Genomic DNA, 12,731 nt, shown 5'->3' on the forward strand with positions numbered 1-12,731 from the left:
TCTTGTGTCGTGGGTGGCTGACAGAGAGGGCGGGTGCTGGTGAACTGCAGCCTGTGAATCTTCGTCTGGTCGTCGCGCCCCATCGCTACGAGTCGGTCCAGAGTGTCCTTGCACAGGCCGCTGGCGAGGTCGTAAACGATGGCGCTGGATTATCACTGCCAAGTGGGCCGCTGTGGGCGGCGCTGACCGCATGGTGAAGTCGGCTGACCGGGCGCACGGTCTGCGTGAGCGATGCGTGAGCGGACGATGAAGCACAGACCGTCACGAGCTGGATCGACCATCAGATCGAACGTCGCTGACCAGTCAAAACTGGACCGCCGAGCATCACCAGAACCCACCCGTCATGATTGTACAAGCCCTCGTAATGCGTAGGTCTCGGGTTCGAATCCCGAAGGCGGCTCCACTGGAACCCCAGGTCGGACGTCACCGGCCTGGGGTGTTCTGTTGCGACGACCAGCCGATCCCGCAGTCGTACAACCATCGGACGCACGCGCGAGTCATATCGCGCGACTCAGCTTTCGCGTGCCGCGCCATCACTTTCCTGGAGCACCCTTGCGTCTCACTCGCACCGCCGCCGTCGCGGCCGTACTCGCAGCGGCGGTCGTCGGCCCCCTCATGGTCGCCCAGCCGTCGGTGGCGGCCCCGGCCAAGCTGTCCGACGACTTCAACGGCGACGGCTACCGCGACCTCGTCCTGCTCGGCGGGAGGTACAAGACCGACTACCGGGTCGACGTCGTCTACGGCACGTCGAGCGGCCCCGGGACCCGCGTGCAGACGATCCACCAGAGCCAGGCGGCCATCCCCGGAAGCGCAGAGGAGGGCGACTTCTTCGGACAGGCCGCCACCAGCGCGGACCTCGACCGCGATGGGTACGCGGACCTGATCGTCTCGGCCCCGGGCGAGAAGGTCGGCGACATCGAAGACCGCGGCGGGCTCACCGTCGTCTGGGGCGGCGCCACGGGTCTCGGCTCCGGCACCGTCTTCAACTCCCCCGTCCCCTCCGAGTACGAGGGCCAGGGCGACTGGTTCGGCGAGGACGTCGAAGCGGGCGACTTCGACGGCGACGGCGACCAGGACCTGGCGGCCACCAGCTCCAGCCGGGCCGGCGGCGTCGTGCTGCTCGAAGGCCCCTTCACCCGGGCCGGCCAACGCGCCGGGTCCCAGTTGCTCGGCGGGAACTACGGCTACCTCTTCACCGACAGGCTGGTGGCCGGGCCGGTCACCGCCGACGGCGCCACCGACCTCTACATCCTCGGCAGCGACCTCTACGGCGATGACATGGACCTGCGGGCCTTCTTCCATCGTGGCGGAAGCGACTTCGCCACCAGGGCCGCCTCTGTGCGGCTCCCGGACCCCAGCCCCACGGAGGCCTTCGGCCGCAGCCCCCTCGGCGTCGCCATCGGCGACTTCGACAAGGACGGCCACGGCGATCTGGCCGTCGGCCGCAGCGCCGAGGAGAAGGATCTCAACCGCGGCTACGTCGTGGTGCAGTACGGAGGCGCCACCGGCCCGGACACCGCGCGCAGTCCGGTGAAGTTCAGCCAGGCCACGGCGGGCGTGCCCGGGTCGTCCGAGAGCGACGACCTCTTCGGATACTCCCTCGCCGCGGGCGACGTGAACGGCGACGGCTACGCGGACCTGGCCGTCGGCGCACCCGGAGAGGACCTGGCGGACCGGCGAGACGGCGGCGCGGTCACCGTCCTGCTCGGCCGCGCCGGAGGACTGTCCGGCACCGGCGCCAAGTCGTACGACCAGAACAAGTCAGGCATCGCCGGAAGTGTCGAGACCGACGACAACTTCGGCAACGACCTGCGGATGGCCGACTACACCCGCGACGGACGCGCCGACCTGATGGTGGAGACCGACGACTGGGTGGGCTCCAGGCTCGGCATGGTCCACCTGCTCAAGGGATCCTCGTCCGGTATCACCGGCACCGGCTCGAAGAGCTACACCGCAGGGTCCCTCAACCTCTCGTACGGCACCTTCGGCGGATGGTTCGCCAACTGATCCGGAGCTGATCCCCGGCCCGGCACTCACGTGCGCCGGTGCAGTTCGACAGCGAGGGGCTTGCCCAGCCGGACGGGACTTCGAAACCCGCCCCAGCTGTTTCGACCCGCCGTGTCCGTCACCGCCGCCGGCGGAGGCAGGCCGCGGTCCGGACCGCCACCGATGTGGACGGACAGACGCCGCGGCCCGCGCGAGCCTCCCGGCGCGGCCGGACGGCCACCCGGTCGGTGCCCGGCCCTCCGGTGCGGCGAGGTCCGGCCCTCCATCCCGCCACGAGGGGCAGTTCACCGACGCCGGACACGCTGGTCCCGGTGGCGGGCGGGCAGTTCACCGGGGAGCCTGCTGCCGCCCGGGTCGCTGCCGGGCGCACCCGCGGTGACGGTGGCGGGCCGGGCCACGCCGAGCGGCCGGGCCGCGCTCCGTGGGCTGCCCGGGGAGACCTCCGGTACGGGCCGCGGGGGCGGCGACTCCTTGCCGTACGGAGGGGGCGGTCGCAGTGCGACCGGAGGGGCGGGGCGCCGCAGTGCGCCGGCGTCGCGAGGGACCGGGTGCCGGGGACGACACGCGCCGGCGGCCGGTCCCGGGAAGACCGGGGTCGGCCGCCGGGCGGGGGCACGGCCGGGGTGCTCAGTTGACGGAGTCGAGCTTCGTCCGCTGTTCCGGGGTCAGTTCGAGGTCCACGGCCGCCAGGCTCTCGTCGAGCTGGGCGACCGAGGAGGCGCCGACCAGGGGCAGGATGGGGATGTCGCCGCCCATCAGCCAGGACAGGACGACCTGGTTGGCGGTCGCGCCGGTCTCCTCGGCCACTTCGCGCAGGGCGGCCTGCCGGGCGGGCGTGCCCGCGTGCTCGAAGCCCGCACCGAGCGGCTTGTCCTCGCGCACGTAGGCGCCGGACAGCAGCGGGGAGTAGGCGACCTGGGTGAGCGAGGGGTTGGCCCGCACGTAGCTGAGCAGGTCGCCGCTGACCAGGCCCTGATTGCCGTCGGGGGAGCGCAGGCTCGGGATGTCGGTGCGCTGGCGCAGGTAGGTGTGGTGGTGCTGGAGGACCTCGTAGCCGGGCAGGCCCGCCGCCGCGGCCAGTGCCCGGGCGCGCTCCACCCGCCAGGCCCAGTGGTTGCTCGCGCCGAGCAGCCCGGCGATGCCGTCCCTGACGACCTCGCCGAAGGCCCCGACGGTCTCCTCCAGCGGGGTCTTCTCGTCCATGACGTGCGCGTAGAGCAGGTGGATCCGCTCGACACCGAGCCGCTCCCGGCTGCGCTCGGCGGACTCGCGGATCACCTTGGCCGAAAGGCCCTCGATGTCGAGGCTGAATCCGGTGCTGGGCGCGTTCGGCCGGGCTCCGAGCTTGGTGGCGATGGTGATTTCGTCACCGATCCCGCGGCTGCGGATCCAGCGGCCGAGAAGTTCCTCGCTCTCACCGCCCTGTGTTCCGTCGACCCAGAACGCGTAGTTGTTGGACGTGTCGATGAAGGTGCCGCCGGCCTCGACGAATCGGTCGAGAATGGCGAAGGACGTCGCTTCGTCGGTCACCGTTCCGAAGAGCATCGAACCGAGGCTCAGCACACTCACCTCGCGGCGGGTGTCCGGGGCGCTGCCAATGACGCGGTATTTCATGGGGTGAGTCCTGTTCAGAGTGTGATGACGACGCGGAATGCACGCGTGCGGAAATGCGGAATCATTACGTCCGGATGGGCAGCGCATGGTCGTCCGCGAGGGAGGCGGTGATGTCCTCCACAATCGCGTCGAGATGCGGGACCAGAAAGAAGTGACCGCCGCCGAAGATCCGCAACCGGAAGCGGTCCGTGGTGTGGTGGGCCCACGCCTTGGCCTGGGCCTCGTCGACGCGGGGGTCGACATCCCCGATGAACGCGGTGACGGGGCAGTCCAGGGGCGGGGCTCCCCCGTAGCGGTAGGTCTCCGTGGCGACGTAGTCGCTGCGGACCGCCGGCAGGATGGCGGCGAGCAGTTCCGGGTTGTCCAGCATCCGCGCGTCAGTGCCGCCCAGCAGTTTCATGTCGGCGACGAGCTTCTCGTCGGTCGCGAGGTGCACCGACCCGGGTGCGGGGATCGACGGGGCGCGGCGCCCGGAGACGAACAGGGCGGTGGCCTCGGCCCCGCCGGCGCGCAGCCTGGCGGCCACCTCGAAGGCGAGGGTCGCGCCCATGCTGTGCCCGAAGAGGGCGAACGGCTCCCGGGCCCAGCCGGCCAGTTCCGCGGTGGCGGCGTCGGCGAGCTCGGTCATGCTCTCGATGCAGGGTTCGTTGAACCGCTCCTGCCGGCCCGGGTACTGGACGGCCAGCATCTCGATCCGGGGCGCGAGCCGGGCGGAGAACGGGTGGTAGTACGAGGCGTTGCCACCGGCGTGCGGGAAGCAGAAGAGCCGCAGCGCGCCCGGTTCCGCGGCGTGGAACCGGCGCAGCCAGGGGGTGTCCGGTGGGGTCACGGGCATCGGTCCGTCACTCCGGTCGCCGGGCGGCGCCGGCGCGGGGCCGGGCGGTGACCGGGACGTGCTTCCAGCCGGACACGAAGTTCGAGGCCAGCCGCTCGGGTTTGCCCGCGGGACGGAAGTCCTCGAAGCGGGCGAGGAGTTCCTCGAAGAGGATCCGCAGGGTGACCCGGGCGACGCTGTGACCGACGCAGTAGTGCGGGCCGATGCCGAACGCCACGTGCTTGTTGGGCTTGCGCCGGATGTCGAAGCCGGCGGCGCCGGGGAAGACGGCCTCGTCCCGGTTGGCGGACCCGAGCCAGACCACCACCGCGTCGCCCGCGGAGATCCGGGTGTTGCGGACCTCGACGTCGCGGGTCGCGTAGCGCAGGAAGTGGTTGACCGGGGAGGCCCAGCGCAGGGCTTCCTCGACGGCCGTGACGTTGACGTCCGGGTGGGCCGCCCAGTCCTCGATCACCCCGGTGTCGATGAACTCGGCCATGACGTAGTTGGGCGAGTGCGGGGTGGTGACATTGGCGCCGAGGAGCAGGCTGTAGCAGTTCGCCACGATCTCGCCCGGGTCCATGTGGCGGCCCTCGAAACGGGTGGAGATCAGCACGCTCAGCAGGTCGTCGCCGAGGTTGTCGCGGCGGAAGCGCATCAGGTCCTGGAAGTAGGCGAACAGCTCGCGGTGCGCCCGCTTCAGGGTGGCGGCCTTTCCGCCCGGGTCCTGGTACTCCGGGTCGTCCGCGGCGATGCAGACCGTGGTGAGCCGGCTCAGCCAGGGCCAGTCGGCCTGCGGCAGGCCCATCATGGTGCCGGTCACGGACATCGGCATCGCGAGCATGGCCGTGGCGAAGTCGAAGGTGCCGCCGTCGCCGAGCGGCGTGATCAGGTCCAGGACCAGGCGTCTGATCATGTCCTTCTGCCGCTCCACGGCCTTGACCGCGAGCGCCTTCTTCAGCCGGGTCTGCATCTCGGTGTGGCGGGGCGGGTCGGTGACCGCGAGTTGCTTGCCGCCCGCCGGGTCGTCCGTGCCGAGCAGGTCCAGCATGGTGCCGCGCTCCGAGGTGAAGGTCTCGGTGTCACGCAGGACCCGCTCGGCGTCGTCGAAGCCGACGATGTTCCAGAACCCGCGTGCGGCGTCGACCTCCTGGCGGGTCAGCGTGTCCATCTCCCGCATGCGGGCCCACACGGTGTGAGCGTCCCCGGTGCTGTAGAGCAGGGGGTCGACGAGGTCGGTCGCGCCGGGGTGTACGGGGCATCCGGGAATCGCGGTGTCGTGCACCGTCAAGGCCGTCGTCCTTTCGTCCGAGTGGCGGAGCCAACCCTCGTGAATTCGGTCGCGGTGGTGCCGCAGGACAACGTACAGGACAGTCGTCGGAACGGGAATCAACCATTTTTTAAGCCTGCCTGGAGCCGGCGGTTCGAAAGGATTCGGACATTGATTTTCGGCCGGGGTGGGATTTGAGCCACCTGGCCGGAACGGTTAATTGGGTGCTTCGATCTGTGGTTTTGCTTATTCAAGATCTCTCTTGACATGCCGAATGGGTACGGCCTAGCCTCGTCCAGTCGTTCGGCGGCGGGGCGCTACCCCCGGCCGTAAATGCCTTCAGCTCGGCTTTGGTTTCCCTTTAGTGGTGGCGCGAAGTATTCGCAGCGCTCTCCGGCTGCTTTTGGCTCGATCGTTCAAGTGAGTTATCGGGGGATTCTCTCTTGCTGTCCGATTCGTCATTGGAAGCGCCTGTCTGGTACCCGGCAACCCGGACGCAGCAAGGTCTCTGGGTGCTGGATCGCGACGAGTCGCTGAGACCGACTCAACTGGTTCCCACCGTGGTCGAGTTCGCCGGCCCGGTGGACCACGCACTGCTCGTCGCCGCCACCACCCGGGCACTCGGCAGGCATCCCTCGCTGCGGGCCAGGTTCCGGCTCGACATCAAGCGCCGGCGCGTCGAGTACAGCACCCACGGGGAGCCGGCCCGCGCCGGATTCCTCGACGCCGCGGCCGAGGGCTGGAGCGAGGAGGAGACCGGCAGGCTCGTGCGGGCACTGTGCGCCACCCCGTTCGACCTGGCCACCGAGGCACCCGCCCGGGCCGAGATCATCCGGACCGGCGAGGAACGCACGCTCCTGGTCCTGACCTCGCACCACATCGTGGTCGACGGACTGTCGCGCACGATGCTGCTGGAGGAGATCTTCACCATCTACCGGGCCGGACTGGACGGCACCGAACCGGAGCTGAGTGATCCGCCGCATCCCGCCTCGGTCGTCGCCACCCGCTCGGAGGAGGAGGTGGCCGCACAGGTCGAAGAGGTGGTCGAGCGGTTACGCGGCGCCCCCACCGACGTACGGCTGCCCTTCGAGCGCGCCCAGGACGAGCCGTCGCATCTCGGGACCGGCGTCACCACCCACCTCGACGCGGAACGGACGGCCAAGGCACTGGCCGTGGCCGCCGAGGAGGGCTGCACCACCTTCATGCTGGGCATCGCCCTCCTGGCCGGTGCCCTGGCTCGCGGCAGTGACCAGCGGGACTTCCTCATCGCCTTCGCCTGGCCGGGACGCGAACACCCCGACGCGGGCGACGTCATCGGGATGTTCGTCACCACGGTGGTCCTGCGCGTCTCCCTCGGCGAGGACACCACCTGGCGCGAACTGCTGCGGGACGCGCGGATCGCAGGCATGGAGGCGTTCATGGACAGCGACGCGCCGCTGGACGCGATCGCGGCGCGGCTCAACCCCGACCGCAACGCCCTCTGGCCGCCGCTGACCCCCGTACTCCTCAACCTGGACGACGCCCCGCACACCCCGTGGCTCGCGCCCGGTGTCACGGGCCGGCTGCTGCCTCTGGACCCGCTCTACATCAAGTACGACCTCGCGGCGTTCGTCCGAGTCGCCGACAGCGCCGAAGGGCGGCGGTTGGAGCTGTCCCTGGACCACCCGCTGGACGTCACAGATCACCGCGCCGTCTCCGCCTTCCTGACGGATCTGCGGCGCTGTGCCGCGGACCTGGCCACTTCCCCGGAGGAACCCGTGCTCGAACAGTCCGTCGACGCGATCAACCTGGACGACCCCGCCGAGCGGCTGGAACTCGTGCGGTCCATCTGGTGCGAGGTCCTCCAGACCGACGAGGTCGACGACGACGTCAGCTTCTTCGAGTCCGGGGGCGACTCCCTGCTGCTCGTGGTGCTCGTGGAGAAGCTGAGCCAGGCCTCCGGCCGGGCGCTGCGCACCGTCGACCTCTTCCGCTCCGCCACGGTGAGCGGCCAGGCCGAGCTCCTCGCGGCCCCCGCCACGGAGCAGCCCGGCCCGGCCCCGGCCGGCTCCGCCGCGCTGGACGCGGCCCGCAACCGGCGCCCGGCGGAAGAGGCCGTCTGATGACTCCCGAGAACATGGCACCGACGATCACCGGGGAAGCGGCACCGGCGGCCCCCGGCGGTCCGGCACCGACCACCCCCGCGGAACTGGCGGCGTCCGTCCTGGGCGCGGGGACCGACCGGGCGGGTTTCGCCACCGAGAGCTTCGTCTCGCTCGGCGGCGACTCGCTGCGCGCCATGCGGCTGGCCGCACTCCTCCAGGAGCGGCTCGGCCTGCGCATCGCGGTGAAGTCGCTGCTGGGCGGCGGGCCCCTCGCCGATGTGCTCGCCGGTGCCCGCCCGGACGGTGCCGGGGCGGCCCCGGCCGTCGCGGCCGGGGAGGCCGCCGGCGCGGCGGCCGACAACGCGCTCTCGCCGGCGCAGCGCGGGATGTGGCTCATCGAGCGGGTGGCGGGCGGCTCCCCCTACAACCTCGTCTTCACCTGCTTCGTCGAGGAGGGCCGGCTCGACCGGGAGAACCTCGCCAAGGCGCTGGCCGAGACGGTCGCCCGCCACGAGGGCCTGCGCACCGTCTTCCGCGAGACGGACGACGACGTCGTGCGCGAGGTCCTGCCCGCGCACGCTCCGGAACTGACGCCGGTGACCCACGACGGCCCCGCGGACGACTTCGAGGAGTACGTGCGCCACGAGGGCGCGGCCCGGGCACGCGTCCCCTTCGACCTGCCGGCCGTGCCCGCCTACCGCTTCCTGCACTTCTCGCACCCGCAGGGCCGCGAGGCCGTCGTCCTGGCCGCCCACCACATGGTGCTCGACGGCTGGGCCGTGGGGCTGCTGCTGCGCGAGGTCTTCGCCCGCTACGGCTCGCTCACCGAAGGCACACCCGAGCCTGACCTCGGCCCGGACGTGCCGGTGCGGGCGCTGTCCCGCCGCCAGGAGGCCCAGCGCACCGCGGGCGTGTGGGACGACCAGGCCGAGTTCTGGAAGAGGCACCTCGAGGGTGTGCCCTCCGTACTCGAACTGCCGGCAGACCGGCAGCGCCCGGCCGTCCAGGACGCCGCGGGCGACCGTACGCCGCTGGACCTGGGCGCCGCGGCGACCGCCGCGGTGACCGGGCGGGCCCGTGAACTCGGCGTCACCCCCTACGCCTTCCTGCTCGGCGCGTTCGGCCTGGCCCTGAGCCGGCGCACCGGCGCCCGCAGGCTGCTCGTCGGAGTGCCGCTGCTCGGGCGGGGATCCTCCGAACTGGAACGCCTGATCGCCGTGTCGGGCAACCTCGTGCCGGTACGCATCGACGTGGACGACGACGCGAGCGCCGCCGACTACCTGCGCCGCGTGCACGCCTCTCTCGGGCAGAGCATCGACGCGGGCGATCTCCCCTTCGAGGAACTGGTGTCCCGGCTCGGGACCGAACGCAGCCTCGGCTGCCACCCGCTCGTCCAGGTCTGTTTCGGCATGCACGACCAGCTGGTGCCGCGCACGCTGAGCGCGGGATCCCTGCGGCTGCGGGTCGAGGAGGGACACGGCGGGGGCTCGCAGTTCGACCTCACGATGCTCATCGGCCACGCCGAGCCCTCCTTCGCAGGGCACCTGGAGTACGCGACCGGCGTCTGGACCGAGGGCGAGGCGCGGGCGTTCGCCGCCGACTTCCGCGCCGCCGTCGAGCAGCTGGCCGCGGATCCGGGCGTCCCGCTGGAGGACGTGCGCGGCATCTCGGCGGAGGGCCGCGCCCGCCTCGACGAGATCAACGCCACCCGCAGGGACTTCCCGGACACGTCCCTCGATGCGCTCTTCCGTGCCGCCGCCGCCCGCACCCCCGACGTCGTGGCCGTACGCGACGAGTCCTCGGAACTCACCTACGCGCAGCTGGCGGACGCGGCCTCCGAGCAGGCACGCCTGCTGCGCGCGGCCGGGGTCCGGCCGGGGGACCGGGTGCTCGTCGGCGTGGACCGGTCGGTCGCCGAGGCGGTCGCCGTCCTCGGTGTGCAGTGGGCGGGCGCCGCGTACGTCGGCGTGGAACCCGGCGGGACGGACGGCCACCTCGCGAAGATCGTGGCCCGCGCCGAACCGGCCGCCGCGCTGGCGGGCCCGGTCGCAGGAGCGGCCGCCACCCGCCTGGCCGGGCTGGGCGTCACACCGGTGGCCACCTGGGAGCCGACCTGGACGGCCGGGACCGCCGCCGGCCGGGGCGACGGCGCGCAGTACGCGCCGGAGGACCCCGCACGGCAGGCGTACGTGGCCTTCACCTCCGGTTCGACGGGGGAGCCCAAGGGCGTCTCGGTACCGCACCGGGCCGTGATCCGCCTGGTCCACGAGGCCGGTTACGTGCGCCTCGGCCCCGGCGAGCGGATGCTGCGCCTGTCGCCGCTGGCCTTCGACGCCTCGACGCTGGAACTCTGGGGCGCCCTGCTGACCGGGGCCACCCTGGAGGTGCACCCGGCCGGTCTCGCCTCGCCGACCGAACTCGGGGCTTTCCTGCGCGAGCGCGGGATCACCGTCGCCTGGCTCACCGCGGGACTGTTCCGGCTGGTCGAGGAGTTCGCCCCCGACTCGCTCGCCGGGGTGCGGCAGCTGCTGACGGGAGGCGACGTCGTACCGCACGAGCACGTCGCCCGCGCGCTCGCCCGCCATCCCGGCCTGGTCGTCACCAACGGCTACGGGCCGACCGAGAACACCACCTTCACCACCACCCACTCGGTGGAGCGGCACCAGGACGTCGACGGTCCGCTGCCCATCGGCCGCCCGGTTCCCGGGACCCGGGTGTACGTCCTCGACGAACGGCGCAGGCTGGTGCCGCCGGGAGCGGTCGGCGAGCTGTACGCCGGCGGCGCGGGGCTGGCCGACGGCTACTTCGGCGACGAGGCCGAGACGGCACGCTCCTTCGGGGAGTTCTCCCCCGACGTGCCCGAACGCCTCTACCGCACGGGCGACGTCGTACGCGTCGACGGCCTCGGCCGGCTGCGCTTCCTCGGCCGGGCCGACGACCAGGTCAAGCTGCGCGGCTACCGGGTCGAACTCAGCGCCATCGGCGACGCCCTGACCGCCCACCCGGACGTGCAGGACGCCGTCGTACACGTCACGGACGGCGACAGCGCGGAGAAGCGGCTGGTCGCCGCGGTGGTCCCGGCCGACGGCGCCCGGATCGACGCGGTCGGCCTGCGAGCCCTGCTCCAGGAGCGGCTCCCCGCGTACATGGTGCCCACGCTGTGGGCAGTCGTGGACCGGCTGCCGGTCACGCCCAACGGAAAGGTGGACCGGCGCGCTCTCGTGGAGCGGGCCGTGCCGGCGGCCCGGGCGGGCCGGGCGGCGGCCGCCGCCGCGGAGGGAGCGGGGACCGCAGAGGCACCGCGGGAGCAGGCGCGGCGGGACGCGGTCGGCCTGACCGAGCGGATCGCCGGGCTGTTCGCCTCGGTCATCGAGAGCGAGGAGCCGGTGACCGGCGTCGTGGCCGACACCGACTTCTTCATGGTGGGTGGCAACTCCCTGGGCGCCGTGCGGCTGATGCGCAAGCTCAAGGCGGAGCTGGGCGCGAGCGTGCGGCTGCGGGACTTCCTGGTCGCCCCCACCCCGGACGGCCTGCGCGCACTCGTCGAGAAGGCGGCCGAGGGCCAGAATGCCGACGATCCGAAGGCCGAGGGCCGGAAGGCCGGCGGCCCGAAGGCCGAGGGCCGGTGAATCCCACGCCGCCGCCCGCCTCCGTGACGGCTGCCCCCGCGCCGGCCGACCCGGACGGCGTGCGGGCCCCGGAGTGGGACGAGGGACTCGAGTGCTGGGTCGTCGCGGATCCGCGGCTGGCCCGGCAGGTCCTCAACCACCCCGGCTTCGCCTCCGGAACCTTCGAGCGGTCCTTCCAGCTGTACATGTCGGAGGCGGCGCGCCAGGAGTACCGCGAACTCACCGACTTCCTGCGGCTGTGGTTCGTGCAGACCGACTCGGCCGAGCACACCGCACTGCGCCGCCCCGTGCAGCGGGTGATGTCCCCCTCCTACATACGCTCGCTCGCCCCGCGCATCGAGGAGATCGTCGACGAGTGCCTCGACGACCTCGCCGCGGCCCGGCCCCACGACGTCGTACCGGCGGTCGCCGACGGCATCTCCGGCAAGGTCATGGCGCATGTCGTGGGCATCGACGAGCCGCCTGCGGTGCTGCACCGCTGGTCGCGGACGCTGTCCCTGTTCATCGGCGCGATGTACCGGCAGGACCACGCCAGGGAGGCGCACCGCGCCATGACGGAGATGGCGGACGCCCTGTCCCGGTCCACCGCCGCCGCGTCCTTCCCCCGCGACACGCCGCAGGACCGGGCACGCACGACCGCCACCTGGGCGATGAACCTCTTCGGCGGTCTGGAGACGACGGCGTCGCTGCTGGCGTCGGCCGTCCTCACCGCGCTGGGCGACCGGGCGGTCTGGGACGCGGTACGCGAGGAACGCCCGGGCGCCGTGGAGGCGCTGGTGGAGACCGTGCTCGTGCGGCGGCCGCCGCTGCGGAACCTCGGACGCGTCGTCGCGTACGACCAGGAGGTCGCCGGGGCGCGTCTGAAGGAGGGCGACCTCGTGCTCGTCAGCCTCACCGGCGAAGGGCCGCTCGCCGACGCGGACCGGCCGGGTGACGTGACGGACGCCGGGGGATGCCCGGTGACCGGGGCGGGAGCAGGAACGGCGGCAGGGACGGGGACGCAGGCAGGAACGGACACGCAGGCAGGGACGGGGGCCGGCGGTGAGGGTGCCGCGGCGGCGGCCGGGGCACCGGCCGGGCGGCCGGAGCAGCACCTCGTCTTCGGCCACGGCCCGCACTACTGCATCGGTGCGCCGCTCGCCCGCCTGGAGGCGGCCGTACTGCTGCGCCGGTTCGCCCGGCGCTTCCCGGACGCCCGGCTCGCACCCGGCGCCGCCGTGTGGGGCCCCAACCTCAGTTACGTCGGCCTCGACCATCTGTACGTGGAGCTGGACCCGGAGAAGACCCCGTCGTCCCGGACCGGAGGGGTGTGA

The 12,731-nt window shown here is 72.3% G+C and carries 7 protein-coding genes; 4 read left to right on the top strand and 3 right to left on the bottom strand.

All coding sequences use genetic code 11. The features are described from left to right. Window positions 1-552: 552 nt before the first annotated feature. Entirely contained in the window at window positions 553-2,007 is a 1,455-nt protein-coding gene (locus GUY61_RS01975) for an FG-GAP and VCBS repeat-containing protein (protein WP_243766105.1), read from the top strand. 627 nt (window positions 2,008-2,634) lie between these two features. Here the strand turns inward: GUY61_RS01975 and GUY61_RS01980 are convergent. The 3 genes from GUY61_RS01980 to GUY61_RS01990 all read right to left on the bottom strand — a co-directional run bounded on the left by GUY61_RS01980 (window position 2,635) and on the right by GUY61_RS01990 (window position 5,720). Beyond that, a complete protein-coding gene (locus GUY61_RS01980) occupies window positions 2,635-3,621 on the bottom strand; it encodes an aldo/keto reductase (RefSeq protein WP_166628276.1) in 987 nt (328 codons plus the stop codon). Window positions 3,622-3,685: 64 nt separating this feature from the next. Next, window positions 3,686-4,456 (bottom strand): thioesterase II family protein, encoded by a 771-nt coding sequence (locus GUY61_RS01985; protein WP_166628277.1) that lies wholly within the window; start codon window positions 4,454-4,456, stop codon window positions 3,686-3,688. 7 nt (window positions 4,457-4,463) lie between these two features. Further along, the gene (locus GUY61_RS01990) at window positions 4,464-5,720 is read right to left on the bottom strand and encodes a cytochrome P450 (protein ID WP_313896464.1); all 1,257 of its coding nucleotides are present in this window, start codon (window positions 5,718-5,720) and stop codon (window positions 4,464-4,466) included. 446 nt (window positions 5,721-6,166) lie between these two features. Here GUY61_RS01990 and GUY61_RS01995 point away from each other — a divergent pair, with 446 nt between their 5' ends. From GUY61_RS01995 to GUY61_RS02005, 3 genes are read left to right on the top strand one after another with little or no spacing between them, the layout of a single operon-like run. Then, a complete protein-coding gene (locus tag GUY61_RS01995) occupies window positions 6,167-7,807 on the top strand; it encodes a condensation domain-containing protein (protein ID WP_279576752.1) in 1,641 nt (546 codons plus the stop codon). Continuing rightward, entirely contained in the window at window positions 7,807-11,418 is a 3,612-nt protein-coding gene (locus GUY61_RS02000; RefSeq protein WP_243766106.1) for an amino acid adenylation domain-containing protein, read from the top strand. Before GUY61_RS01995 ends, GUY61_RS02000 begins: the two co-directional genes overlap by 1 nt. Next, entirely contained in the window at window positions 11,415-12,731 is a 1,317-nt protein-coding gene (locus GUY61_RS02005) for a cytochrome P450 (protein WP_243766107.1), read from the top strand. Before GUY61_RS02000 ends, GUY61_RS02005 begins: the two co-directional genes overlap by 4 nt.

Origin of the sequence: Streptomyces sp. GC420 (genome assembly GCF_009916105.1) — a bacterium.
Lineage (GTDB): Bacteria > Actinomycetota > Actinomycetes > Streptomycetales > Streptomycetaceae > Streptomyces.